Raw genomic sequence first — 26,414 nt, forward strand, 5'->3', positions numbered from 1 at the left:
TAACTTAATCCACAACCGAATTAAAAACGGAAGACAAATTTGCGGCATGGCCTTTAATGGTTTCCCAAGGTGCCACCACCCCCTGAATATCCAGAACCAGCAAACTCAGGTCAAATGCGTTATCCACTTCAGACAGCCGCACTCGAGATTCCTCGACATTCATCCAGATAATGGCCCAGACGTCTTCCAGATTTTTTGCCCCCTGTTCGGCATCTATCATCTGCGACTTCATATTTTCCAACCGTATGCGCAGCTCCATCAGCAGTTTGGACAAGCGCGCCTTACCCATTTTCTGAAGCGAACTATCCCGCACCTCGATCAAGCTGTCTTTCTCAGCCCTGGTAGCTTCTGCCTTCGAACCAAAAATGCCGCCGGTGATCGCAACGCCAATGGGGCCAAATGCCAATCCGGTAAAGGCATACCCCACCAGACTGTCGTACTCCTTGAGTTTCTCGGCAATACGCTCATCCAGATCTTTTATGTCGACTCTCAGTTGCTCCTCCTCTACGACTTGGTCAAAACCGGCTCGCTCCACATCGCTGAGTTTGGCTTTGACGAGAGGCAACAGGTCTTCGGTAATCTTGCGGGAGAACTCCGTCGCCAGTGCCTTTACCGCGCTGATCCTGCGACAGAAACTCTCGATATCGCCTTTCATCCGAGTGAAGTATCTGTTCAGGCTTTCGACCTTCTCGGTAGACGAATTCCCTAGCGGGATTGCAGCCATCTGGGCCCGCTCCTCCTCCGTCAACGTGTCAATCGTACCGGTCAGATCCCTGTACCCCTGAAAGCTTTTAAGATGCCCAACTATCAGGTTTCCGGTATTGATGAACCCGCTGGAAAAGAGATCCAGCCGCCCTCCAAGATCCTTGGTATCACGCTCAAGGGTTCCCCAGGACAGTGCATGCTGGTGAATCTTCTGATGAAGGCTCTGTATGTCTGCCGGTTCCAATCCCTCTTTATCTGAGCTGATGTAGCCCAACTGACGCTCAATCGCAGTCAGATCGACTGGTAATGCCAAGGCGGCGTTGACATAACGTTTAATGGCCACAATGTTATGTTTTTGAACAATAAATGTTCCACCCCGATAGGAGGGTCCACTTTCGCCGGCCATGACACCAAAGTATTGAACCGGTACATATTTCGCCGCATCCGTTACAGTACTTATTCCTTCCATCCCGGCAACCGCTTGATGCGCAGTCAACTTCAGCCGCTCCTGAAGCTCCATCTTCGTTTCTACAATCATTAACCACCTCCATATAGTGAGGGCAACTGCCTCAAACAATCTCCTTGTCACAAGCCTTGGTCGCGTGCCTCGCCACCAAAACCAGAACACAACACTAATAGAGTACAAGCGAAGCCACAAGTTATCCGCCCGCGCCACACATCGTAGGAATAAAAACCGTCATAACACGAAGCGTTAACAATGAAAACATTTAGAAAAACAACACACTGACAAATACAACTCAACTCCATCCAAAACTTCCGCGGGTACACAGTCGAAGTAAAACAAAATCAATACTTAACAATTCTCAAAAAACAAAATGCAACAAAATCCATTACTCGCCATCTTATTTTTCAATATTAAATCTCACACTAGCGACAAAAAAAAGTTTTAATCGATGCCACTCCCATTGCCGAGCAGTATTCGTTCAGCATTAATAATCAGCGAATAGCAAAAAGCACGGACCACCCGTGGGATAGTCCGTGCTTTGGCGACAGATCAGTAACCAACGGTAAACCGTTGACGGCTATGCGCTGGCTTCTCGACTTCATCAAGCATCGCAATCGCGTAGTCGGCGAAGGTGATCCAGCTCTTGCCTTCGGCGCTCACCAGCAGATCGTCGTTGCCCACCCGGAAGATGCCGGTACGCTCGCCTTCGACGAACAGCGCCGAAGGTGAAAGGAAGGTCCAGTCCAGATCCTTTTCCTGACGCAAGGTGTCGAGGTAGACGCCACCGGCAGTGGCTTCGGCCTTGTACTCTTCAGGAAAATTCGGGGATTCGATGACTTTGCTGCCATCCGGCACCAACAGCGAACCGGCACCACCGACCACCAGCAGACGCTTCACCCCAGCCTTTTTGACCGGTTCGATAATCGCGTTGGCCGGGATCGTCGAAAAGTGTGCCGCGCTGATCACTACATCAACACCTGCAACCGCCGCTTGCAATGCTGCGCCATCGGCAACGTCAACATTCCTGGTGACGACACCGGCACGCGGGCTGATTTTCGAGGTATCGCGGGCAATAGCCGTAACGCTGTGACCACGACGCAGGGCTTCTTCCAGCAGTTGGCTACCGGCACGGCCGGTGGCGCCAATGATTGCGATCTTGCTCATGACATTCTCCAATGGTTGGGGTGTGACCTGTGGCGAGCGAGCTTGCTCGCGCTGGGCTGCGTAGCAGCCCCAAAAGCTTCGTACTCATTGCAAATTTTACGAGTGCTACGCCCTCGAGCGGGAGCAAGCTCCCTCGCCACAGGGGGTGAAACGACTTACCACTTCATCTCGCCTTTGGCGACTTTGGCGCTCAGCTCAAGCGAGCTTTCTTCGCCGAGGTTCGGATAGCGTTTTTTCATCGCGGCGATCAGCTCGGCCGAGTCTTTGGCCTTGGCGGTTTCCTCATCGAAGGCCTTGATATAGTCGGCGGTGAAGTGCACAGCGGCCAGCGAACGTGCGCTATCACCCAGGTAATGACCTGGAACGATGGTGTTCGGTTTCAGACTTTCGATGGTCTTCAGGGTAGTCAACCAATCGGCGTGAGATTGCGCGGTTTGGGTGTCGGCCATCCACACGTGGATGTTTTCAGCCACTACCACACCACCGACCACGGCTTTGATCGACGGGATCCAGACAAAGGTCCGGTCCGGTTGTTTGCCGTCCAGGCCAATGATGTCGAGCTTCTTGCCTTCCAGGGTCAGGCTGTGGCCCTTGAGCACGCCCGGCACAATGGTTTTGGCCGGTACGTCGGCGCCCATTTTCGGCCCCCAGAACGCGACTTTGCCTTCAACGGTGGCCTTGATGTGATCAACCGTCGGCTGCGAGGCGAGCACCTTGGCTTTTGGGAAAGCGGCGGTGAGGGTGTCCAGGCCGAAGTAGTAATCCGGGTCGCCGTGGCTGATGTAGATGGTGGTCAGTTGCTTGCCGCTGGCGCGGATTTTTTCCACCACTTGCTCGGCCTGGGATTTGCCGAATTGCGCGTCCACCAGAATCGCTTCTTTCTCGCCGCTGACCAGTACCGAGGTCACCGGAAAAATAGCGGCGGTGCCTGGGTTATAGACATCCAGGGTAAGTGCCGGGGTGGCGGCGGCCGCATGAGCGGCAAAGCCCAGGGTGGCGCTGGCGAGTAACAGACGCTTGAGTGAAGTGAAGCCGATCATGGTGTTGCTCCGTTTTCCGTAGGCCGTGTTTGACGATGGGACAGAGCTTAGTTGCCTGACTCGCTACAAAAAATGCGATGCTTGAACATAGTTTGTTTCTGAAAGCGGGCAAATCATGGATCGTCTTCAAGCAATGCGGGTGTTCGTCACCGTCGTCGACCTCGGCAGCCAGTCAGCCGCGGCCGATCATCTGGACCTGTCGCGCCCGGTGGTGTCGCGCTACCTGGCTGAACTGGAGGACTGGGTCGGGGCGCGCTTGATGCACCGCACCACGCGCAAGCTGAGCCTGACCGCCGCCGGCACCGAGATCCTTCCGCGCTGCCGGCAGATGCTCGATCTGTCGAGCGACATGCAGGCCGCCGTCAGTGAACCGGACGACGCGCCACGCGGCTTGCTGCGCATCAGCGTCAGCACCTCGTTCGGTCAGGCGCAACTGGCCGACGCCATGGCGGCTTACGTCAAACGTTTTCCCGGGGTCAGCATCGACCTGCAAATGCTCGATCGCACAGTGAACCTGGTGGACGAGCGTATCGATCTGGCGATCCGAACCAGCAACGACCTGGACCCGAACCTGATCGCTCGGCGGCTAACGGTTTGTCGCTCAGTGATCTGCGCCTCCCCCGCCTACCTGCGCGAACATCCGACGCCGCAACGGGTGGAAGACTTGAGCCAGCACAATTGCCTGACCCACTCCTACTTTGGCAAAAGCCTCTGGCATTTCGAGCAGGACGGTGAGCAGGTTTCGGTGCCGGTTCAAGGCAACATCAGCGCCAACGAGGCCAGCACTCTGCTGCGCGCAGCAATGGCCGGTGCCGGCGTGGCGATGCTGCCCAGCTACCAGGCCGGCGTGCATATCCACAGCGGCGAACTGGTACGCCTGTTGCCTGACGCCGAACCGCGACAGATGAACATGTACGCGGTGTACGCCTCACGCAAACACATGCCGGCCGCGCTGCGCAGCATGCTGGATTTTCTGGTATCGAGATTTCCCGAAGAACCTGCGTGGGATGTGGGGCTGTAACCACAACCCGTAGGAGCACGGCTTGCCGGCGATGGCGATCTCACGGGCGCCATCGCTGGCAAGCCATGCTCCTACGATTCCAGGGGTGGCGCACAGATGGGTGGTTGTCGCGGGGGTTTATGGCAACTCACCACCGCTGACCTATGCTGATATCAGTACCCCTTGAAAAATAAGGGGTACTGGTTCAGAGGTCAGCGCCATGAACGTCAAAACCAGAAGGTATCTCGCGATCTTTATCACCTGCACCGCCGCGCTGGCGTTGTATGGCACCGCGGCCTACCGCGTTGAACAGGCCCGGCAGTTGCCGCGCGAGTACGCCAGTTGCAACTTCGAGCGCTGCATTCCACACACCGCGACCCTGAACCTCAAGTAACGAGGGCCCCTAGTCCTCGCTGTCCTGATCGGCTTTCAAGCGATCGCGAAACGCCTTCGGAGAGATCCCGACGCGGCGCCGAAACAGGCGCGTGAAATTGGTCGGGTCGGAGAAACCCAACACATCGGACATCTCGTAAATGGTCATGCTGGTGTAGGTCAGCAGCCGCTTGGCCTCCAGCAACTGACGCTCGTGCATGATCTGCAACGCCGGTTGCCCGGCCAGTTCGCGGCAGGTGCCGTTGAGGTGCGACACGGAAATCCCCAGCCGGTGTGCCAGATCCTCGACCTTCACGTGCTGGCGATAATTCTCTTCCACCAGTTGAATAAACCCGTTGAGGTATTCCCGCGCGCGCTGTGGTCGCTGACTGGCGGCGCGGCGCTGGATCACCTGACGGCTGACCCACACCATGATCACGCTGACCAGAGAATGCATGAGCATTTCGCGTGCGGGCTGGTGCCCGACGTATTCATTCTGCAGGGCTGAAAACAGGCTGTTGAGGTAGTCCGCGTCGCTACCGGCCGAGTAACTCTCCGCCATCGCCAGGGCATTCACCGAATTGCCCAGCTGCGCTTGAAGATGAGCCACCAGCGGTGCAGCCAGCGTTACCACAAACCCTTCCACATCTTCGGAAAAACGAAAGCCGTGCACCGACAGCGGTGGCAGGATCTGGATCGCGGCTTCGCCCAGCTGCGTACGCTGGCCCTCGATCTCAAGCTCTGCCTGGCCTTTGTACACAAACAGTAATTGGCATAAATCGGCATGCCGATGGGGTTTGATTTCCCATTGGTGTTCGCGGCTGCGTTTGGAAATGGTTTCGCAATGCAACAAGTCAGGGGTCGGCCAGTCCAGGCTCTCGCCATAGAGTTTGAATACAGGAATCGAAGGAAGGGCAGGCTTGTTCATAACTTCAGTCCAGGCCTCAGCGTAACGGGCGATAATCGCCCCGATTGGCGAAATGTACAGGTATCGGCTCAGTTTTCACCTTCAATTGACAGACTCACAAGAGAAAAATGCAAGCACTCGATTCATAAAAACCATTCACCGACTTTGTCCGTGTGAAGCTTGCGAGCCATAACAACAATGAAAATCCTCAAAACCCAAGTCGCTATAATCGGCGCCGGCCCCTCTGGCCTGCTGCTCGGCCAGTTGTTGCACAACGCCGGCATTGCCACGGTCATTGTCGAACGACAGACGCCCGAATATGTACTGGGACGAATCCGCGCCGGGGTCCTGGAACAGGGCATGGTCGATCTGTTGCGCCAGGCCGGGGTCAGCCAGCGCATGGACGCTGAAGGTCTGGTGCATGGCGGCTTCCAGCTGGCCCTCGGTGGACGCCAGGTACACATCGACCTGCAGGCTCTGACCGGCGGCAAAACCGTGATGATCTACGGCCAGACCGAAGTCACCCGTGATCTGATGGCCGCCCGGCAGTTGGCCGGTGCATCGACCCTGTACGAAGCCCGTAACGTGGTGCCCCACGAGATGAAATCCGCTGAGCCATTCCTGACGTTTGAAAAGGACGGTGAAACCTGGCGCCTGGACTGCAATTACATCGCCGGCTGCGATGGATTTCATGGCGTGGCGCGGCAGTCGATTCCCGCCGACACGCTGAAAGTTTTCGAACGGGTCTACCCGTTCGGCTGGCTGGGCATTCTCGCCGACACCCCACCGGTCCACGATGAACTGGTGTACGCCCGGCATGCTCGCGGTTTTGCGTTGTGCAGCATGCGCTCGACCACACGTACCCGTTACTACCTGCAGGTGCCCTCTGACGAGAAGGTCGAAGACTGGTCCGATCAGCGCTTTTGGGAGGAGTTGAAATCGCGCCTGCCGCAGGCGCTTGCCGACACGCTGGTCAGCGGACCGTCGATCGAAAAGAGCATCGCGCCGCTGCGCAGTTTTGTGGTCGAGCCGATGCAGTACGGGCGGATGTTCCTGGTCGGCGATGCCGCGCACATCGTCCCGCCCACGGGGGCCAAAGGCCTGAACCTGGCCGCCAGCGATGTCAGTACCTTGTTCAACATCCTGCTCAAGGTCTACCGCGATGGCCGCACCGAACTGTTGGAGAAGTACTCCGAAATCTGCCTGCGCCGGGTCTGGAAGGCCGAACGTTTTTCCTGGTGGATGACCTCGATGCTGCACACCTTCGAAGGCAGCGATGCCTTCAGCCAGCGCATCAGCGAGTCGGAGCTTGAGTATTTCGTCGACTCCGAAGCCGGGCGAAAAACCATTGCAGAAAATTACGTCGGGCTTCCGTACGAGGCTATCGAATAGCAGGCTATCGACTTACACTGGCGAGCATCCCCGCTCGCCTTGCTCCTTGCGGGTTAATCACTGCCCACAGGTTTTACCCGTGACCAATCTGAACCAGCCTGACTCCACCAAACCGGCCATCCGCAGCGTGCTGATCGCCTTGATGCTGGCGATCTTTCTCGGCGCGCTGGACCAAACCATCGTCGCCGTCTCGATGCCGGCGATTTCTGCCCAGTTCAAGGATGTCAGCCTGCTGGCCTGGGTGATCGCAGGCTACATGGTGGCGATGACCGTGGCAGTGCCGATCTACGGCAAGCTCGGCGACCTCTATGGCCGTCGGCGGCTGATGCTGTTCGGCATGGGGCTGTTCACTTTGGCCTCAGTGTTTTGCGGCATGGCCCAGAGCATGGAGCAGTTGGTGCTGGCGCGGATCATTCAGGGTATCGGCGCTGGCGGGATGATTTCGGTCAGCCAGGCGATCATCGGCGACATCGTGCCGCCCCGCGAACGCGGACGTTATCAGGGTTATTTCAGCAGCATGTACGCGATGGCCAGCGTGGCCGGGCCGGTGCTCGGCGGTTACATGACCGAGTACCTGTCGTGGCGGTGGGTGTTTCTGATCAACCTCCCGCTGGGCCTGGGCGCCTGGCTGGTGGCCAACCGTACGTTGGTGGGTTTGCCGGTGCCGCAGCGCAAGCCGATCATCGACTACCTGGGCACGCTGTTGATGATCATCGGCCTGACCGCGTTGCTGCTGGGCATCACTCAGATCGGCCAGGGACATTCGTGGCGCAGCAGCGAAGTGCTCGGGTTGCTGGCGTGTGCGGTGCTGACCCTGGCGCTGTTCGTCTGGCATGAACGCCGGGCGCGCGAGCCATTGCTGCCGATGCACTTGTTCGCCAATCGCAACGCGATCCTCTGCTGGTGCACAATTTTCTTCACCAGTTTCCAGGCGATTTCGCTGATCGTACTGATGCCGTTGCGCTTCCAGAGCGTCACCGGGGCCGGGGCCGACAGTGCGGCGCTGCACCTGCTGCCGCTGGCGATGGGGTTGCCGATGGGTGCCTATTTCGCCGGTCGCCGGACCTCGGTGACCGGTCGCTACAAACCGATGATCCTGACAGGCGCCCTGCTCACCCCGATCGCGATTCTCGGCATGGCGTTCAGCCCGCCGCAAGCGATGATCATCAGCAGCTTCTTCATGTTGCTCTGCGGCATCGCCGCCGGCATGCAATTTCCGACCTCATTGGTCGGTACGCAAAATTCGGTGGAACAACGGGACATTGGTGTCGCCACCAGCACCACCAACCTGTTTCGCTCACTCGGTGGCGCGGTGGGAGTGGCGTTGATGTCGGCCTTGTTACTGGCGCTGTTGCAGGATTCGAGCTTCGCCCATTTGACCGGCTCGTCGCTGATCGCCGAGGGCAGCTCCGGGAACGTGCTGCTCGATGGTCTGAACGCGGCACCGGGCGACGCGCAAAACGCCTTGCGCGCCGAGCTGCTGCTGACCTTCCGGCATTTGCTGATGGTCAGCGCGGCGGTGTCGTTGTTGGGTCTGGCAGCGGCCATCTCGATGCCGAACATGTTGCTGCGCGGGCGGGAAGATAAGGTCCGGTAGAAAGACCGAGTCGCCCGCATTCGCGAGCAAGCCCGCTCCCACACTTGATCGTCTATGTTCGCCAAATCTCGGACAAATACTGATCTAATGTGGGAGCGGGCTTGCTCGCGAATGCGGTCGGTCAGAGATCACAATATCAAGGTCGAGCGCTGATCTGCTGCTGCAGATTCTGAATCTGGCTTTGCAAGGTAGTGATGTTGCGCGTGACCTGACCGCGGAAGGCGTCGAATTCGGCGACGTTGGCGTTGCTGCCTTGAGCTGCGGCCGGGCGGTTGTCCTGTTGGCTTTTGATCACCACCAGCTCTTGCTCCAGACGGTCGATGGCCGCGCTCGGGTTGCCCTGCTTCTTCAAGGCGGCGATATCGGCGCTTAGGCTTTTCAGTTGGGCGTCGAACTTGTTGGTGTCGGTCGGGGTGTTTTTCAGGGTCGTCAGGTCAGCGCTCAGGGCTTTCAGCTCGGTTTGCAACTGTGTGTTGACGGCGTGCTGCTCAACGCTCTGTGCAGCGATCTGCGCCAGGCGCTTGTCCAGGTCAGATGTCTGACCGACCACGCCTTGCTGTTGTTGGTTCTGCTCCAGCAGCCTGGTTTCCAGTTGCTTGATTTGCAGTTTCAGCGCTTCGCTGTCGCTGGTGACGTTCGACTGACTGGCGACCACTTTGCCGGAAATGTCCTGCAAGCGCCCCGCCGCTTCCTCGCTGATACGTGCGAAGCTTTCCTGAGTCGCGACCAATTGCTGTTCCATCAGCGAGATCTGCTGAAAACTCCACCAGGCAAGGCCGGCGAAGGCGAAAACCAATGCGCCGACCAACGCCCACAACGGGCCAGTGCTCGGGCCTTTGACCTTGGTCGCGGCTCGCGCATGCACGCTGGTGTGTTCACGGGGAGAGGCGGTGATCGGAAAATCGTCGTCATCGAGGGTGTCGGCACGCAGGCTCGGTACATCATCGAAGTCGTCGTTGGCATCGTTACGCATGGACATGAGGTAACCTTTCTGAACCACAATAATGGCTAAATGCGACGAGTATAAACCCTGAACTCGCCGCATTGATCGACCTTGATCCGCTGGCTCGGTTCAGTGTTTATTTTGTGCCCGGGTCCTGGGCTTTCCACCAGCCGCAAAATTCATCGAGCGCCGTCCACAGACTGACCTTGGGATCGTAGTCGAGATAATGCCGGGCGCGGCTGATATCGAGGGTGAAGTTTTTGTTCATCACCTGCATGCCCAAGCGTGACAGCGTCGGCTCCGGACGCCCCGGCCAAAGTGCGCAAAAGCCCTCGTTCAGCGCCGCAACGCTGTAGGCCAAACCGTAGGAGCGGTGGCGAGTCACCTGTGGGACTTCCATCTGGCGCATCACGTAATTGACCACATCCCACAACGGCACCGGCGCACCGTTACTGATGTTGTAGGCCTTGCCAAGCGCGGACCCTGCCGCCAGCAAACAGCTGAGCATGGCTTCGTTGAGGTTCTGCATGCTGGTGAAATCGACCTTGTTCAGGCCGTTGCCAATGATCGCCAAACGCCCTTTGCGCTGCATGTTCAGCAAACGCGGAAAGATACTCATATCACCCGCGCCAGTAACGAAACGCGGACGCAGGGCGAGTACTTCGAGGCCGAACTCCTGAGCACCGAAGACCTTTTGCTCGGCCAGGTATTTGGTCGCCGCATAAGGATGCTTGAAGCGCTTGGGCACCTGCTCTTCGGTCACCCCCAGGTGATCGCGGCCATCGAAATAGATCGAGGGTGACGACAAGTGCACCAGCCGCCGGACGTTTTGCTTCAGGCAAGCTTCGACGACGTTTTCGGTGACCAGCACGTTGCCCTGATGAAAGTCCTGATAACGCCCCCAAAGCCCCACTGCGCCAGCGCAATGCACCACGGCTTCGACGTCCGCGCAAAGCTCGCGAACCAGTTCTGGATCACTCAAGTCGCCCTGGACAAACTCCGCTCCGCGCCGTACCAGATGTTCGACGCCTTCGGCCCGACGGCCGTTGACCCGCACGTCCAGGCCCTGCTCCAGGGCGAATCGCGCAAAGCGCCCGCCAATGAAGCCGCTTGCGCCGGTGACCAGAATTTTCATGCATTGCTCCTACAGATGCAGCTCCTAGCGACAAGCTACAAGCTGCAAGTTAAAACCGGTCCGCAAGCTCTTTACTTGCGGCTTGCAGCTTGACGCTTACCGCTGCTCCCAGGGCACCAGCCACTGTTTAGATAAACGCACCAGATGCTCGGTGAGTAACCCCAGTAACTGGCCACCATTGCGCCAATGATGCCAGTACAACGGCACATCGATCGGTTTATCTGGCAATAACTCCACCAGCACACCGCGTTCCAGTTGTTCGCGCACCTGCAACTCCGGCACCAGCCCCCAGCCTAGACCGACCTCAGCCAGGCGAATGAAGCCTTCGGATGACGGGCACAAATGATGTTCGAAACCACCGTCCACGCCCAATGACGCCAGGTAGCGGTGCTGCAAAAAATCATCCGGGCCGAACACCAGCGCCGGTGTGCGGGCCAACTGATCGGCTCTGACCCCTTGGGGGAAATGCCGGGCAATAAACGCCGGGCTGGCCAACGCTCGGTAACGCATGGCGCCCAGCAACACGCTGCGGGCGCCTGCGACCGGACGCTCGCTGGCACAGACGCACGCTGCCACTTCACCGGCGCGCATGCGTTTGAGGCCGACGGTCTGGTCTTCCACTATCAGGTCGAGCAGTAGATGTTGCTCGGCACAAAAATCGCCCACCGCGTCGGCCCACCATGTGGCCAGGCTGTCGGCATTGAGGGCGATGCGCAGGCGTTCCGGCAAGCCTTCTTCGTCCAGCGCCGGCACCAGACTTTGCAGGTCACGCTCCAGCAAACGCACTTGCTGCACATGGTTGAGCAGACGCCGGCCAATCTCGGTCGGCGCCGGCGGCGTGGCCCGCACCAGCACCGGCTGGCCAATGCGCGCTTCGAGCAACTTGATGCGCTGGGAGATCGCCGATTGCGACAACCCCAACACCTGAGCGGCTCGCTCGAACCCGGCCTGCTCAACCACCGCAGCAAGGGCGGACAGCAATTTATAGTCGAACATCAGTTTTCCTAATGAGCGATCAGTAATATTGGTTTTTCTTATACATCCAGGAACAGGAGAATGACCAGCACGAACTCTTGAACAAGGATCAGCGACATGGCTGGCGAAACCTCACTGAACACCCTGCTGCGCAGCATGAGCCCGCAGCTCAACGACGGCGAATACGTGTTTTGCACGATTCGCGACGGCCATCTGCCCAAGGACTGCGAGATCATCGGCAGCTTCCGTGAACAAGAAGGCCTGACGGTGATCCTTGAGCGCTCGCAAGCCGAGAAGGCCGGGCTCAGCTTCGATTACCTGGCGGCGTGGATCACCCTCAACGTGCATTCGGCCCTCGAAGCCGTTGGCCTGACCGCCGCATTCGCCACAGCCCTCGGCCAGGCCGGTATCAGCTGCAACGTGATTGCCGGCTATTACCACGACCATTTGTTTGTCGGCCAGGCCGACGCCCAACGCGCGATATCAGTACTGCGCCAACTCGCGGCAAACGCGGAGTAAACCTTATGTGGCAAAGCTATGTGAACGGCCTGTTGGTCGCTGCGGGACTGATCATGGCGATCGGTACGCAAAATGCGTTCGTGTTGGCGCAAAGCTTGCGCCGCGAACATCACCTGCCAGTGGCCGCGCTCTGCGTGACCTGTGATGCATTACTGGTGGCCGCCGGGGTGTTCGGGCTGGCGACGATCCTCGCGCAAAACCCGTTGTTGCTGGCCATCGCCCGTTGGGGCGGCGCGGCCTTCCTGCTCTGGTACGGCAGCCTGGCACTGCGTCGCGCCTGCTCGAAGCAAAGTCTGCAACAGGGCGAGAATCAGACGGTACGTTCGTTGCGAGCGGTGATGCTCAGCGCATTGGCGGTGACGCTGCTCAACCCTCACGTGTATCTGGACACCGTATTACTGATCGGTTCTCTCGGAGCACAACAAACAGTGCCGGGCGCTTATGTGGTGGGCGCGGCCAGTGCGTCATTGCTGTGGTTTTTCACCCTCGCGCTGGGCGCCGCGTGGCTGGCACCGTGGCTGGCACGCCCGAGCACCTGGCGGATTCTCGACCTGCTGGTGGCCGTGATGATGTTCACAGTGGCATTTCAGTTAATCACCGCCGCCTGATCTACGCCTGATAATTCCAAACAGCTCTGGAACCTCTATTCCACACAGTTGTTGCGTGGTTAAGCCGCACCCCCGGTGCTATGATCCGACACCTGCGCCGCAAAGAGTACAAACTCCCCGGCGCTTGTCTGGCCGCCCGTGATCGGCCTTGCGCTCACCGCAACTGACCTGATTAGGAGAATCATCATGGCTTTCGAATTGCCGCCACTGCCTTACGCACACGATGCACTGCAGCCGCACATTTCCAAGGAAACTCTGGAATATCACCACGACAAGCACCACAACACCTACGTCGTGAACCTGAACAACCTGGTGCCAGGCACCGAGTTCGAAGGCAAGACCCTGGAACAAATCGTCAAGACTTCTTCGGGTGGCATCTTCAACAACGCCGCTCAGGTCTGGAACCACACTTTCTACTGGAACTGCCTGGCGCCAAACGCTGGCGGTCAACCAACCGGCGCACTGTCTGAAGCGATCAACGCTGCTTTCGGTTCGTTCGACAAGTTCAAAGAAGAGTTCACCAAGACTTCGGTCGGCACCTTCGGTTCCGGTTGGGGCTGGCTGGTGAAAAAAGCTGACGGTTCCCTGGCCCTGGCCAGCACCATCGGCGCCGGCAACCCGCTGACCAGCGGCGACACCCCGCTGCTGACCTGCGACGTCTGGGAACACGCTTACTACATCGACTACCGCAACCTGCGTCCGAAGTACGTTGAAGCGTTCTGGAACCTGGTCAACTGGAAGTTCGTGGCTGAGCAGTTCGAAGGCAAAACCTTCACTGCTTAAGCCTGCTTGCAGTGAAAAAACCCGGCATTGCCGGGTTTTTTTATATCTGTGCAAAGTCAACGTCACCTGCCCCTCCGAAAACAAGCGCTCCCTTGCCCCAACGCCATAGCCGTCTACCATCAACCAGACACAAATATTCTCCCCTGCCCCTCAAGTTGCAGGAGGTGCCTACCGAAACACTACTAATGGGCTCCAATTGCCGGTTACCCGGAAATGCGGCCAAGCCGGCAGACAAAATCTACACGGCTTGATTGTCCCTTTGACTGCCATCACGGGATTGCCAATACTCATGGCAACTTGACGTTACCCGCACGGAACAAGGAATTACCCTTTGAAGCTGGAACTCAAAAACAGCTTGTCGGTGAAGTTGCTCCGGGTCGTGCTCCTGTCGGCATTGATCGTCGGCGTAGTTTTGAGCTGCGCGCAGATCGTTTTCGATGCTTATAAAACACGCCAGGCCGTGGCCAATGATGCCCAGCGCATCCTCGACATGTTCCGTGACCCCTCGACCCAGGCGGTATACAGCCTCGATCGGGAAATGGGTATGCAGGTTATCGAAGGCCTGTTCCAGGACGACGCCGTGCGTATGGCCTCCATCGGCCATCCCAACGAAACCATGCTCGCGGAAAAATCCCGTGACTTGCAGCAATCCAGCAGCCGCTGGCTGACCGACCTTATTCTGGGTCAGGAGCGCACGTTCACCACACAATTGGTGGGTCGTGGCCCCTACAGCGAATATTACGGCGATCTCAGCATCACCCTCGACACCGCCACCTACGGCCAGGGCTTTATTGTCAGCTCGGTGATCATCTTCATTTCCGGCGTGTTTCGGGCCATGGCCATGGGCCTGGTGCTGTACCTGGTCTATCACTGGCTGCTGACCAAACCGCTGTCGCGGATTATCGAACACCTGACCAACGTCAACCCCGACCGCCCCAGCGAACACAAGATTCCGCAGCTCAAGGGCCACGAAAAGAACGAACTGGGGATCTGGATCAACACCGCCAACCAGTTGCTTGAGTCCATCGAACGCAATACCCATCTGCGCCACGAAGCCGAAAACAGCCTGTTGCGCATGGCTCAATACGATTTCCTCACCGGCCTGCCGAACCGTCAGCAATTGCAGCAGCAACTGGACAAGATTCTGGTCGACGCCGGCCGCTTGCAGCGACGGGTCGCGGTGTTATGTGTGGGCCTGGACGATTTCAAGGGCATCAACGAGCAGTTCAGCTACCAGACCGGCGACCAATTACTGCTGGCCCTGGCCGACCGTCTGCGTGCCCACAGCGGTCGTCTCGGCGCGCTCGCCCGCCTCGGAGGCGATCAGTTCGCGCTGGTTCAGGCCGATATCGAGCAACCCTACGAAGCTGCCGAGCTGGCGCAAAGCATCCTTGATGATCTGGAAGCGGCGTTTGCCCTCGATCATCAGGAAATCCGCCTGCGCGCAACTATCGGCATCACCCTGTTCCCGGAAGATGGCGACAGCACCGAGAAGCTGTTGCAGAAAGCCGAACAGACCATGACCCTGGCCAAGACCCGTTCGCGCAACCGTTATCAGTTTTATATCGCCAGTGTCGACAGCGAAATGCGCCGTCGCCGTGAACTGGAAAAAGACCTGCGCGACGCCCTCACCCGCAATCAGTTCTATCTGGTTTACCAACCGCAGATCAGCTACCGCGATCACCGGGTGGTCGGGGTCGAGGCGCTGATTCGCTGGCAACACCCGGAACACGGACTGGTGCCGCCGGATCTGTTCATTCCGCTGGCCGAGCAGAACGGCACGATCATCGCCATCGGCGAATGGGTGCTGGACCAGGCCTGCCGACAGCTGCGCGAATGGCACGACCAGGGGTTCAGCGACCTGCGCATGGCGGTCAACCTGTCCACCGTGCAACTGCACCACGCCGAGCTGCCGCGGGTGGTCAACAACCTGCTGCAAATGTATCGCCTGCCGCCGCGCAGCCTGGAGCTGGAAGTCACCGAGACCGGCCTGATGGAAGACATCAGCACCGCCGCACAGCACCTGCTCAGCCTGCGCCGTTCGGGGGCATTGATCGCTATCGACGACTTCGGGACCGGATACTCATCGCTGAGTTACCTGAAAAGCCTGCCGCTGGACAAGATCAAGATCGACAAGAGCTTCGTTCAGGACCTGCTCGATGACGACGACGATGCAACCATCGTTCGTGCGATCATCCAGCTCGGCAAAAGCCTTGGCATGCAGGTGATCGCCGAGGGCGTGGAAACCACCGAGCAAGAGACTTACATCATCTCCGAAGGCTGTCACGAAGGTCAGGGCTATCTCTACAGCAAACCGCTGCCTGCACGAGAACTGAGCGCTTATTTGAAACAGGCCCAACGCAGTAACGCCGCTATCCTGTGATCTGACTCTGTCCCGTAGCAGCTGCCGAAGGCTGCGTTCGGCTGCGAAGCAGTCGTAAATACTGACGCCGCGATTAGCCTGACACAACGCAGTGCCTGATTTCACGACTGCTTCGCAGCCGAACGCAGGCTGCGCCAGCTGCTACAGGTCATGTGCAGGCGCAACTACCTCGTAAACAAGAAATATTTCCAATCACAGCCCTTTACACATAATGCAAATCTTTCGCATCATGTCGCATGATTTGCGCACCCCCGCGCCTGTCCATTATTTACCGAAGCAGGATGTTCGCCATGATTCGTATGCCTCTGGCTACCGCCAGTTTGCTGGCCATCGCTATTTCCCTCGCCGGTTGCGGCGAAGGCAAAGACAAGGCTGCTTCTCAAGCACCTACTCCGGCCGCCAGCACCGCAGCACCTGCTGCGCCTGCTGACACTGGCAAAGTCGATGAAGCCGCTGCCAAAGCCGTTGTCGCGCACTACGCCGACATGGCTTTTGCGGTCTTCAGCGATGCCGAATCCACCGCGAAAACCCTGCAAACCGCTATCGACGCCTTCCTCGCCAAGCCGAATGCCGAAACCCTGAAAGCCGCTCGTGCTGCCTGGGTCGCCGCGCGCGTGCCTTACCTGCAGAGTGAAGCGTTCCGCTTCGGCAACACCATCATCGACGATTGGGAAGGTCAGGTTAACGCCTGGCCGCTCGACGAAGGCCTGATCGACTACGTCGACAAGAGTTACGAGCCCGCCTTGGGTAACCCGGGCGCCAACGCCAACATCATCGCCAACCCGATTATTCAGATTGGCGAAGACAAGATCGACGTGACCGACATCACGCCGGAAAAACTCGCCAGCCTGAACGAGCTGGGCGGTTCCGAAGCGAACGTCGCGACCGGCTACCACGCCATCGAATTCCTGCTCTGGGGTCAGGACCTGAACGGCACCGGCCCTGGTGCCGGCAACCGCCCTGCTTCGGACTACCTGGAAGGCGCCGGCGCTACCGGTGGCCACAACGATCGTCGTCGCGCCTACCTCAAAGCCGTGACCCAGCTGCTGGTCAGCGACCTGGAAGAAATGGTCGGCAACTGGAAGCCGAACGTGCCCGACAACTACCGCGCCGAGCTGGAAGAAGAACCAGCTGAAAGCGGTCTGCGCAAGATGCTCTTCGGCATGGGCAGCCTCTCGCTGGGCGAACTGGCGGGCGAGCGCATGAAAGTTTCCCTGGAAGCCAACTCCCCGGAAGACGAACAGGACTGCTTCAGCGACAACACCCACAACTCGCACTTCTACGATGCCAAGGGCATTCGTAACGTGTACCTGGGCGAATACACCCGCGCAGACGGCACCAAGATGACCGGTGCCAGCCTGTCGTCGCTGGTGGCCAAAGCCGACCCGGCTGCCGATGCTGCGCTCAAGGCCGACCTGGCCGCCACCGAAGCCAGGATGCAGGTCATGGTTGATCACGCCAACAAGGGTGAGCACTACGACCAACTGATCGCTGCCGGCAACACCGCGGGTAAGCAGATTGTGCGTGACGCCATTGCGGCGCTGGTCAAGCAGACCACCTCGATCGAACAGGCTGCCGGCAAACTGGGGATCAGCGACCTGAACCCGGACAACGCTGATCACGAGTTCTGATCAGCGCTGGCTGAGTGAATGAATAAGGCGACCTTCGGGTCGCCTTTTTAATACCTGCCTGAATGCAACTCCCTGTGGGAGCGAGCCTGCTCGCGATGGGGCCATCATTGCCAACATTTATTTTGAACAGACTACCGCTATCGCGAGCAAGCTTTGCTCCTACAGATGAAAGCAAACGATAATTCCTCTTATTCAAACTCCCCTGCCCTGTTAGACTTTGCGCCCTTGTTTTGCCCGTCTTTCAGGATTGCTGATGCCCTCGCTGCCTCTTCGTTTGTCTGCACTGATTCTGGCCCTGGGCCTGAGTGCCTGCGATGACGCCCCGCGTTTTACCAAGGCCGAACCCGGTGAAGCTCGCTCCGGCGGCGCGGCGACCGTCAGAAAGACCGACCGGAACGCATTCTCCCAGCCTTCAGCCAACCTCTCGCCGACCCGTCGGCTGGACTTCAGCGTCGGCAACAGTTTCTTCCGCAGCCCGTGGGTGATCGCCCCGTCGACCACCACCGCTCGCGACGGCCTCGGCCCGCTGTTCAATACCAACGCCTGCCAGAACTGCCACATCAAGGACGGGCGTGGTCATCCGCCGACTGCCGACGCCGATAACGCCGTGTCGATGCTGGTGCGTCTGTCGATCCCCAACGCTGCGGCCTATGTAAAGGTCATCGAACAAATGGGGGTGGTGCCTGAGCCAGTCTACGGTGGGCAACTTCAGGACATGGCCGTGCCCGGCGTCGCTCCCGAAGGCAAGGTTCGCGTCGACTACGATCCGGTCCCTGTGCGCTTTACCGATGGCACCGAAGTCGAACTGCGCAAACCCAAACTGTTGATCACCCAACTGGGCTACGGCCCGATGCATCCCGACACGCGTTTTTCCGCACGAGTCGCTCCGCCGATGATTGGCCTCGGGCTACTCGAAGCCATCTCCGACGCGGATATCCTGGCCAATGCCGATGCGCAGGCTAAAGACAAGAACGGCATCGCCGGACGTCCGAACCGGGTCTGGGATGACACGCAGCAAAAGACCGTTTTGGGCCGCTTTGGCTGGAAAGCCGGGCAACCGAATCTCAATCAGCAAAACGTTCACGCGTTTTCCGGTGATATGGGCCTCACGACCAGCCTGAGACCGTTTGATGACTGCACCCAGGCCCAGACTGACTGCCTGCAGGCGCCCAATGGCAATGGTCCGAATGGCGAGCCGGAAGTCAGCGACAACATCTTGCGCCTGGTGCTGTTCTACAGCCGTAACCTGGCTGTTCCTGCCCGCCGTGACGTCAATGGATCGCAGGTCCTGGCCGGCAAAAACCTGTTCTATCAGGCCGGTTGCCAGTCCTGCCACACACCGAAATTCACCACCGCCGCGAATGCCGCAGAACCTGAACTGGCCAATCAAGTGATTCGCCCCTACAGCGATCTGTTGCTGCATGACATGGGCGAAGGCCTGGCCGATAACCGTAGCGAATTCCAGGCCTCTGGCCGCGACTGGCGCACACCGCCGCTGTGGGGCATTGGCCTGACGCAGACGGTCAGTGGCCACACTCAGTTTCTGCATGACGGCCGCGCCCGCAACCTGCTCGAAGCCGTGCTCTGGCACGGCGGTGAAGCACACGCGGCGCAGCAGCAGGTTTTAGCTTTCAATACCGAACAGCGCGCTGCGTTGCTGGCCTTTTTGAACTCTCTTTAACGCATTTCCCATAAGCTTTTGCCCATATAAAAAGGGAGCCCGACATGTTCCGTCCCAAGTTCTTGTTCACCAGCCTTGCCGCACTCGCCCTGGGTGCCTGTTCGCCTCAGGATCCTCAAGCCGTCACGTCGGCAGCCATCGCCAAACAGGTGATCCTGCCAACCTACAGCCGCTGGGTTGAAGCCGACCGCCAATTGGCCGTCAGTGCGCTGGCCTACTGCGAAGGCAAGGCAGACCTTGCAACCGCTCGCGCCGACTTCCTTCACGCGCAAAAAGCCTGGGCCGAGTTGCAGCCGTTGCTCGTCGGCCCGCTGGCCGAGGGCAATCGCTCCTGGCAGGTGCAGTTCTGGCCGGACAAGAAAAACCTGGTCGGCCGTCAAGTCGAGCAATTGGTCACCGCACAACCTCAGATCGATGCCGCTGCGCTGGCTAAATCCAGCGTCGTCGTGCAGGGCCTCTCGGCCTATGAGTACATTCTGTTCGACGACAAGACCAACGTTGCCGACGCGGCTCAAAAAGCCCGTTACTGCCCACTGCTGACCGCCATCGGCGAACGTCAGAAACAGCTGGCCGAAGAGATTCTGACCAGCTGGAACAGTAACGACGGCATGCTCGCGCAACTGAGCAAATTCCCGAACCAGCGTTACGCCGACTCCCACGAAGCCATCGCCGATCTGCTGCGCGCTCAAGTGACGGCACTCGATACCCTGAAGAAAAAACTCGGCACGCCGATGGGGCGTCAGACCAAGGGCATCCCTCAGCCGTTCCAGGCGGACGCATGGCGCAGTCATACGTCGCTGCAAAGCATGGAAGCGAGTCTGGCTGCCGCCCGGACGGTCTGGGTGGGTGTCGACAACAAGGGCCTGCGTGGTCTGTTGCCGGCCGCGCAGAAGCCTTTGGCTGACAAGATCGATGCTGCCTACACCGCGTCACTGAAACTGTTCGAAAGCAACCAGCGCTCGCTGACCGAAATGCTCACGGACGATGCCGGTCGCCAGCAACTGAACGACCTCTACGACAGCCTCAACGTCGTCCATCGCCTGCACGAAAGTGATCTGGCCAAGGCGCTGGGCATCCAACTGGGCTTCAACGCCAACGACGGTGACTGATGAGGGTTAGCTCCATGCTGCGACGCCAGGCTCTGACTTTAGGCAGTTTATTGCTGGGCGCCGTGACGCTGGGCGGCTGGAAGCTGTTCCAGCAAAAGGACCACGGTCCTTTGCTGCTTTCGGCCCGCGACGACAGCGACGGTAAACATTACGCCGTCGGCTATCGGCTGGACGGCACTCGGGTATTCGCCACCGAAGTCGGCCAGCGCTGCCACGACATCATCAACCACCCGACGCTGCCGATTGCCCTGTTCGTCGCCCGCCGGCCGGGCACCGAGAGCTATCTGGTCGATCTGCGTGACGGCACACTGCTGCAAACCGTGGTGTCGCAACCGAACCGACACTTCTACGGCCACGCGGTCATTCACAAAAGCGGTGACTGGCTGTACGCCACCGAAAACGACACCACCGAGCCAGGTCGCGGCCTGCTCGGGGTGTACCGTTTCGAGGGTGAACGGTTGGTTCACAGCGGTGAGATTTCTACCCACGGTATCGGCCCGCATCAGGTGTCGTGGATGCCTGACGGTGAAACCCTGGTGGTGGCCAACGGCGGGATTCGTACCGAAGCCGAGAGCCGGGTCGAGATGAACCTCAACGCCATGGAGCCGAGCCTGGTACTGATGCAGCGTGACGGCACCTTGCTGAGCAAGGAAACCCTGGCCCAGCAGATGAACAGCGTGCGCCACATGGGGATCGCCAGCGACGGCACCATCGTCACCGGCCAGCAGTTCATGGGGGCCGCGCACGAATCATCCGAGCTGTTGGCGATCAAGCGTCCCGGCCAGCCCTTTGTCGCGTTCCCGGTCGCCGAGCACCAGTTGCAGGCCATGGGGCACTACACCGCGAGCGTCGCGGTGCACAGTGACTTGCGGCTGGTGGCGCTCACCGCACCGCGCGGCAACCGCTTTTTCATCTGGGACATGGACAGCGGCGAAGTGCGCCTCGATGCACCGCTGCCCGACTGCGCCGGTGTCGGTGCAGTGGCCGATGGTTTTGTCGTGACCTCGGGGCAAGGGCGTTGCCGTTTCTATGATTGTCGCCAGACACCGCTGCTGGCCAAGCCCCTCGAACTCCCCGCCGGGCTCTGGGATAACCATCTGCATCTGGTCTGAATCACGCAATCCCCGTAGCAGCTGGCGCAGCCTGCGTTCGGCTGCGCAGCAGTCGTAAAATCATGCGCCGCGGTGTTTCAGATTAACCGTGACGGCAGGATTTACGACCGCTTCGCGCTCGAACGCAGGCTGCGCCAGCTGCTACGGATCAGGCGGGATCGCCGAAAAATGCTATCTGGAATCACCGGCACACACGGAGTAATGTTCGGCCTGTCTCACCTGATTTTTCCTCGGCTTTTTTCCAAGGAAGTGGAATATGCTGCGCCGCCGCATGCTGATCATGTTGGGTGTTGTCCTGTTGATCGTCCTGATGCTGGGAGGCTACAAAGCCTTCTCCATCTACAAGATGGTCCAGACCTTCGCTGTGCCAAGACCAGCGGTGAGCGTTGCCGTGGCCACCGCCACCGAACGGCCCTGGCAAACCCGCTTGCCCACGGTCGGCACCCTCAAGGCATTGCAAGGGGTCAATCTGAGTCTGGAAATCGCCGGTACGGTCAAGGACGTGCAGTTCGAGTCCGGGCAGAAGGTCAAGGCCGGCCAGCCGATCGTGCAACTCGACAGCGCGGTTGAAAGTGCCCTGCTGGAAACCGCGCAGGCCGACCTAGGCCTGGCGCAACTGGATTACGGTCGTGGCAGCCAATTGGTCGGCAGTCAGGCGATCTCCAAGGGCGAGTTCGACCGGCTCACCGCGGTGCTTGCAAAGAGCAAGGCCACGGTCAACCAGCTCAAGGCGGCGCTGGCGAAAAAACACATCGTCGCGCCCTTCAGCGGCACCATCGGCATTCGTCAGGTGGACGTCGGTGACTTCCTCCCTAGCGGCACGGTCATTGCCACCCTGCAGGACTTGAGCAGCCTTTACGTCGACTTCTATGTACCGGAACAATCAGTACCGAAAATCGCCCTCGGCCAGCCAGTACAGGTCACCGTCTCGGCCTACCCGACACAGAACTTCCCAGGCACCATCAGCGCGATCAACCCCAAGGTCGAAAACAGCACGCGTAACATTCTGGTACGCGCCACCCTGGCCAACCCGGACGGCAAATTGCTGCCAGGCATGTTCGCCAGCCTGCTGGTCATGCTGCCCGACCCACAACCCAAGATCGTGGTACCGGAAAGCGCGATCACCTACACCCTCTATGGCAACTCGCTCTACGTGGTCGCCCAGAAGAAAGCTACGGACGGCAACGTCGAGAAGGACGACAAGGGCCAACCCATCCTGATTGCCGAGCGACGCTTCATCGAAACCGGCGAGCGCCGCGACGGTATGGTGCTGATCAACAAAGGGCTGCAGAACGGCGAGCAAGTGGTCAGCGCCGGTCAGATCAAACTCGACAACGGCACGCACATTGTCATCAGCCCCGACAAGAACCTGCCAGCCGAACAGACCAGCCAACCGCGCACGAACTGATCAAGGAATTCCCATGGCTTTTACCGATCCGTTCATCCGCCGCCCGGTGCTCGCCACCGTGGTCAGCCTGCTGATTGTGCTGCTGGGCTTCCAGGCCTGGAGCAAACTGCCGCTGCGCCAGTATCCACAGATGGAGAACGCGCTGATCACGGTAACCACCGCCTACCCAGGCGCCAACGCCGAAACCATTCAGGGCTACATCACCCAACCCTTGCAGCAAAGCCTGGCGAGTGCCGAAGGTATCGACTACATGACCTCGGTCAGCCGGCAGAACTTTTCGGTGATTTCGATCTATGCGCGTATCGGTTCCAACAGCGACCGGTTGTTCACCGAGTTGCTGGCCAAGGCCAACGAGGTCAAGAACAAGCTGCCCAAAGACGCTGAAGACCCGGTGTTGAGCAAAGAAGCCGCAGGTGCCTCGGCGCTGATGTATATGAGCTTCTTCAGCGAGGAGCTGAACAACCCACAGATCACCGACTATCTGTCGCGAGTGATCCAGCCCAAGCTGGCCACCCTGCCCGGCATGGCTGAAGCTGCCATTCTCGGCAACCAGGTGTTTGCCATGCGTCTGTGGCTCGACCCGGTGAAACTCGCCGGTTTCGGCCTGAGCGCCAGTGACGTCACCAACGCCGTGCGCCAGTACAACTTTCTGTCCGCCGCCGGTGAAGTCAAAGGCGAGTACGTCGTCACCAGTATCAACGCCAACACCGACTTGAAGACCGCCGAAGCCTTTGCCGCGATCCCCTTGAAAACCGAAGGTGACAGCCGGGTGCTGCTCAGCGACGTGGCGCGTGTGGAAATGGGCGCCGAGAACTACAACACCGTCAGTTCCTTCGGCGGTACACCGTCGGTGTACATCGGGATCAAGGCCACACCGGCCGCCAACCCGCTGGACGTGATCAAGGAAGTGCGCAAGCTCATGCCGGAGCTGGAATCCCAGCTGCCCCCCACCCTCAAGGCCGAAATCGCCTACGACGCCACGCTGTTCATTCAGGCCTCGATCAACGAAGTAGTGAAAACCCTCTTCGAAGCCGTGATGATCGTGATTGTCGTGGTGTTCCTGTTCCTCGGCGCGCTGCGCTCGGTGGTGATCCCGGTGGTGACCATTCCATTGTCGATGATCGGCGTGATGTTCTTCATGCAGTTGATGGGCTACTCGATCAACCTGCTGACCCTGTTGGCGATGGTGCTGGCCATCGGCCTGGTGGTGGACGACGCCATCGTCGTGGTGGAAAACATTCACCGACACATCGAAGAGGGTAAAACGCCGCTGGATGCGGCTCTCGAAGGCGCCCAGGAAATCGCGATGCCGGTGGTCTCGATGACTATCACCCTGGCGGCGGTCTATGCGCCCATCGGCTTTCTGACGGGCCTGACCGGCGCCCTGTTCAAGGAATTCGCCCTGACCCTGGCCGGTGCCGTGGTGATCTCCGGGATCGTCGCCCTGACCCTGTCGCCGATGATGTGCGCCCTGCTCTTGCGCCACGATGAAAACCCGTCAGGCCTGGCCCATCGACTCGACCTGATTTTCGAGGGGCTCAAGCGTCGCTATCAGATCGTCCTGCACGGCACACTCAACACCCGGCCGGTGGTGCTGGTGTTTGCCGTGATCGTGCTGTGCCTGATCCCGGTGCTGCTCAAGTTCACCAAATCGGAACTGGCACCGGATGAGGACCAGGGCATCATTTTCATGTTGGCCAACGCTCCGCAACCGGCCAACCTGGACTACCTGAATACCTACACCGATGAATTCCTCGCGATCTTCAAGGCGTTTCCCGAGTACTACTCATCCTTCCAGATCAACGGATTCAACGGCGTGCAGTCAGGTATTGGCGGTTTCCTGCTCAAACCCTGGAATGAGCGCAAACGAACCCAGATGCAGATTCTGCCGGAGGTGCAGAAAAAGCTTTCGAGCGTCACCGGCCTGCAAATCTTCGGCTTCAACCTGCCCTCTCTGCCAGGCACTGGCGAAGGGCTGCCATTCCAGTTCGTGATCAACACAGCCAATGACTACGCGTCACTGCTGGAGGTAGTCAATCGGGTGAAAAAGCGTGCGCTGGAGTCCGGCAAGTTCGCGTTCGCCGACATCGACCTGGCCTTCGACAAGCCCGAAGTGGTGGTTGATATCGACCGCGCCAAGGCAGCGCAGATGGGGGTCTCGATGCAGGATCTGGGCGTGACCCTGGCGACATTGCTGGCAGAAGCCGAGATCAACCGCTTCACCATCGAGGGGCGCAGCTACAAGGTCATCGCCCAGGTCGAACGACCCTACCGGGACAACCCCGATTGGCTGAGCAACTACTACGTCAAAAACACCAAAGGTGAACTGTTGCCCCTGTCGACCTTGATCACCATCAGTGACCGGGCACGACCGCGACAGTTGAACCAGTTCCAGCAACTCAATTCGGCGATTCTCTCGGGTGTTTCGACGGTCAGCATGGGCGAGGCGATTGATACCGTACGTCAGATCGCCCAGGAAGAAGCACCGCCAGGGTATGCCTTCGATTACGGCGGCACCTCGCGACAGTACGTTCAGGAAGGTAGCGCCTTGTGGGTGACCTTTGCCTTGGCACTGGCGATCATTTTCCTGGTGCTGGCGGCGCAGTTCGAAAGCTTCCGCGATCCACTGGTGATTCTGGTGACCGTGCCGCTATCTATTTGCGGTGCGCTGATCCCGTTGTTCCTGGGCTGGTCGAGCATGAACATCTATACCCAGGTTGGGTTGGTGACCTTGATCGGACTGATCAGCAAGCACGGGATCCTGATCGTCGAATTTGCCAACCAGTTGCGCAAGGACAAGGGCCTGACACCACGCGAAGCCGTGGAGGAAGCGGCAGCTATTCGTCTGCGCCCGGTATTGATGACTACGGCAGCCATGGTCTTCGGCATGGTGCCGTTGATCATCGCCACCGGTGCGGGTGCCGTCAGCCGCTACGATATCGGAATGGTGATCGCCACCGGGATGTCGATCGGGACTTTGTTCACCCTGTTCGTGCTGCCCTGCATCTACACGTTGCTGGCCAGACCCGACAAACCCTGATGATCAAGGCCACTGTCCACATCAGCTAAAAAACAAAAGGCCGCGCATGTGCGAGGCCTTTTAGGTGGGCTTGAGGGGTTTCAACTCTGGTGCTTCATTCCCTGAGTCATGCCGAACATGAACAACAGCAACTCATCATTATCGGAGTGGGCCGCCACGGATGACTTGACAACCCGTGGCAATGGGCAATGCGTGCCGGCGTGCATTGTGCCAAGGACTTGCGTGCGTGGCTGCTCCAGAGATACCACCGCCAGTGAAACAACTGCCAAGGCTCCTGCCATAAACAAACCTCTAGCAATTTCTAGTTTCATGGCTATAAACCTTTGATAGAGCTGCCATACGCTTTCTTATAAAGGTAGACGAGCTTTTCCCAATCTGCCGGGCTCCACGACGAATGGCGGCGCAATTGTTTTATGTCATGCGCCGCCTGCTCAAAATCGGCCT

Annotated in this window: 22 protein-coding genes and 1 pseudogene; 14 read left to right on the plus strand and 9 right to left on the minus strand. The window is 59.0% G+C overall.

The genetic code is table 11. The annotated features are described in order from the left end of the window. Positions 1-4: 4 nt before the first annotated feature. From ACIPIN_RS04840 to ACIPIN_RS04850, 3 genes are all read right to left on the minus strand, one after another. The gene (locus ACIPIN_RS04840) at positions 5-1,243 is read right to left on the minus strand and encodes an alpha-xenorhabdolysin family binary toxin subunit A (protein WP_401116039.1); all 1,239 of its coding nucleotides are present in this window, start codon (positions 1,241-1,243) and stop codon (positions 5-7) included. 477 nt (positions 1,244-1,720) lie between these two features. Next, positions 1,721-2,335: an NAD(P)-dependent oxidoreductase gene (locus ACIPIN_RS04845; protein ID WP_401116042.1), complete on the minus strand. Its 615-nt coding sequence runs from the start codon at positions 2,333-2,335 to the stop codon at positions 1,721-1,723. A gap of 155 nt (positions 2,336-2,490) precedes the next feature. Continuing rightward, entirely contained in the window at positions 2,491-3,375 is an 885-nt protein-coding gene (locus ACIPIN_RS04850; protein WP_401116044.1) for an MBL fold metallo-hydrolase, read from the minus strand. A 115-nt stretch (positions 3,376-3,490) separates the two neighbouring features. Here ACIPIN_RS04850 and ACIPIN_RS04855 point away from each other — a divergent pair, with 115 nt between their 5' ends. Together ACIPIN_RS04855 and ACIPIN_RS04860 are read left to right on the plus strand one after the other, a co-directional pair. Continuing rightward, entirely contained in the window at positions 3,491-4,396 is a 906-nt protein-coding gene (locus ACIPIN_RS04855) for a LysR family transcriptional regulator (protein WP_401116046.1), read from the plus strand. 199 nt (positions 4,397-4,595) lie between these two features. Continuing rightward, positions 4,596-4,769 (plus strand): hypothetical protein, encoded by a 174-nt coding sequence (locus ACIPIN_RS04860; RefSeq protein ID WP_020723547.1) that lies wholly within the window; start codon positions 4,596-4,598, stop codon positions 4,767-4,769. Positions 4,770-4,778: 9 nt separating this feature from the next. On the opposite strand, the gene ACIPIN_RS04865 is transcribed toward ACIPIN_RS04860, so the two are convergent. After that, positions 4,779-5,675 carry a helix-turn-helix domain-containing protein gene (locus ACIPIN_RS04865; RefSeq protein WP_401116049.1) on the minus strand — a complete coding sequence of 299 codons (897 nt, stop codon included), beginning with the start codon at positions 5,673-5,675 and terminating at the stop codon, positions 4,779-4,781. A gap of 177 nt (positions 5,676-5,852) precedes the next feature. Between ACIPIN_RS04865 and pobA the strand changes: the two genes are divergently transcribed. Together pobA and ACIPIN_RS04875 are read left to right on the plus strand one after the other, a co-directional pair. Next, complete coding sequence (gene pobA / locus ACIPIN_RS04870; protein ID WP_401116052.1) at positions 5,853-7,046, plus strand: 4-hydroxybenzoate 3-monooxygenase; 1,194 nt, start codon at positions 5,853-5,855, stop codon at positions 7,044-7,046. 79 nt (positions 7,047-7,125) lie between these two features. After that, positions 7,126-8,643 carry an MDR family MFS transporter gene (locus ACIPIN_RS04875; RefSeq protein WP_401116054.1) on the plus strand — a complete coding sequence of 506 codons (1,518 nt, stop codon included), beginning with the start codon at positions 7,126-7,128 and terminating at the stop codon, positions 8,641-8,643. Between the two features lie 136 nt (positions 8,644-8,779). Here the strand turns inward: ACIPIN_RS04875 and ACIPIN_RS04880 are convergent, their stop codons facing one another. The 3 genes from ACIPIN_RS04880 to ACIPIN_RS04890 all read right to left on the minus strand — a co-directional run bounded on the left by ACIPIN_RS04880 (position 8,780) and on the right by ACIPIN_RS04890 (position 11,717). After that, positions 8,780-9,622, minus strand: coding sequence for an ATPase (locus ACIPIN_RS04880; RefSeq protein WP_401116057.1), 843 nt, complete (start codon positions 9,620-9,622; stop codon positions 8,780-8,782). 100 nt (positions 9,623-9,722) lie between these two features. Next, positions 9,723-10,721, minus strand: a complete 999-nt coding sequence (locus tag ACIPIN_RS04885) for an NAD-dependent epimerase/dehydratase family protein (RefSeq protein ID WP_401116060.1) — start codon at positions 10,719-10,721, stop codon at positions 9,723-9,725. 96 nt (positions 10,722-10,817) lie between these two features. Continuing rightward, a complete protein-coding gene (locus ACIPIN_RS04890) occupies positions 10,818-11,717 on the minus strand; it encodes a LysR family transcriptional regulator ArgP (RefSeq protein WP_401116063.1) in 900 nt (299 codons plus the stop codon). Between the two features lie 96 nt (positions 11,718-11,813). Between ACIPIN_RS04890 and ACIPIN_RS04895 the strand changes: the two genes are divergently transcribed. From ACIPIN_RS04895 to ACIPIN_RS04940, 10 genes are all read left to right on the plus strand, one after another. Continuing rightward, the gene (locus ACIPIN_RS04895; protein ID WP_401116066.1) at positions 11,814-12,215 is read left to right on the plus strand and encodes an ACT domain-containing protein; all 402 of its coding nucleotides are present in this window, start codon (positions 11,814-11,816) and stop codon (positions 12,213-12,215) included. Between the two features lie 5 nt (positions 12,216-12,220). Further along, entirely contained in the window at positions 12,221-12,823 is a 603-nt protein-coding gene (locus ACIPIN_RS04900; RefSeq protein ID WP_262113419.1) for a LysE/ArgO family amino acid transporter, read from the plus strand. 186 nt (positions 12,824-13,009) lie between these two features. Next, positions 13,010-13,606, plus strand: a complete 597-nt coding sequence (locus ACIPIN_RS04905) for a superoxide dismutase (RefSeq protein ID WP_401116069.1) — start codon at positions 13,010-13,012, stop codon at positions 13,604-13,606. Between the two features lie 331 nt (positions 13,607-13,937). Then, the gene (locus tag ACIPIN_RS04910) at positions 13,938-15,989 is read left to right on the plus strand and encodes a putative bifunctional diguanylate cyclase/phosphodiesterase (protein ID WP_401116071.1); all 2,052 of its coding nucleotides are present in this window, start codon (positions 13,938-13,940) and stop codon (positions 15,987-15,989) included. A gap of 290 nt (positions 15,990-16,279) precedes the next feature. Next, positions 16,280-17,620 (plus strand): imelysin family protein, encoded by a 1,341-nt coding sequence (locus tag ACIPIN_RS04915; protein WP_401116073.1) that lies wholly within the window; start codon positions 16,280-16,282, stop codon positions 17,618-17,620. Between the two features lie 253 nt (positions 17,621-17,873). After that, positions 17,874-19,301 carry a di-heme oxidoredictase family protein gene (locus ACIPIN_RS04920; RefSeq protein WP_401116076.1) on the plus strand — a complete coding sequence of 476 codons (1,428 nt, stop codon included), beginning with the start codon at positions 17,874-17,876 and terminating at the stop codon, positions 19,299-19,301. A gap of 44 nt (positions 19,302-19,345) precedes the next feature. Beyond that, entirely contained in the window at positions 19,346-20,410 is a 1,065-nt protein-coding gene (locus tag ACIPIN_RS04925; RefSeq protein WP_401116078.1) for an imelysin family protein, read from the plus strand. 14 nt (positions 20,411-20,424) lie between these two features. Next, positions 20,425-21,522, plus strand: coding sequence for a DUF1513 domain-containing protein (locus ACIPIN_RS04930; RefSeq protein WP_401116081.1), 1,098 nt, complete (start codon positions 20,425-20,427; stop codon positions 21,520-21,522). Positions 21,523-21,778: 256 nt separating this feature from the next. Next, positions 21,779-22,930 carry an efflux RND transporter periplasmic adaptor subunit gene (locus ACIPIN_RS04935; RefSeq protein ID WP_401116083.1) on the plus strand — a complete coding sequence of 384 codons (1,152 nt, stop codon included), beginning with the start codon at positions 21,779-21,781 and terminating at the stop codon, positions 22,928-22,930. Positions 22,931-22,943: 13 nt separating this feature from the next. After that, complete coding sequence (locus ACIPIN_RS04940) at positions 22,944-25,970, plus strand: multidrug efflux RND transporter permease subunit (RefSeq protein ID WP_401116086.1); 3,027 nt, start codon at positions 22,944-22,946, stop codon at positions 25,968-25,970. A gap of 80 nt (positions 25,971-26,050) precedes the next feature. Here the strand turns inward: ACIPIN_RS04940 and ACIPIN_RS04945 are convergent, their stop codons facing one another. Continuing rightward, positions 26,051-26,281 carry a hypothetical protein gene (locus ACIPIN_RS04945; protein ID WP_401116089.1) on the minus strand — a complete coding sequence of 77 codons (231 nt, stop codon included), beginning with the start codon at positions 26,279-26,281 and terminating at the stop codon, positions 26,051-26,053. Between the two features lie 2 nt (positions 26,282-26,283). After that, a pseudogene (locus tag ACIPIN_RS04950) lies at positions 26,284-26,397 on the minus strand (InaA protein); the annotation flags it as partial. Positions 26,398-26,414 lie beyond the last annotated feature (17 nt).

The sequence above is a fragment of the Pseudomonas sp. NPDC087697 genome, from assembly GCF_044743155.1.
Classification (GTDB): Bacteria; Pseudomonadota; Gammaproteobacteria; order Pseudomonadales; family Pseudomonadaceae; genus Aquipseudomonas.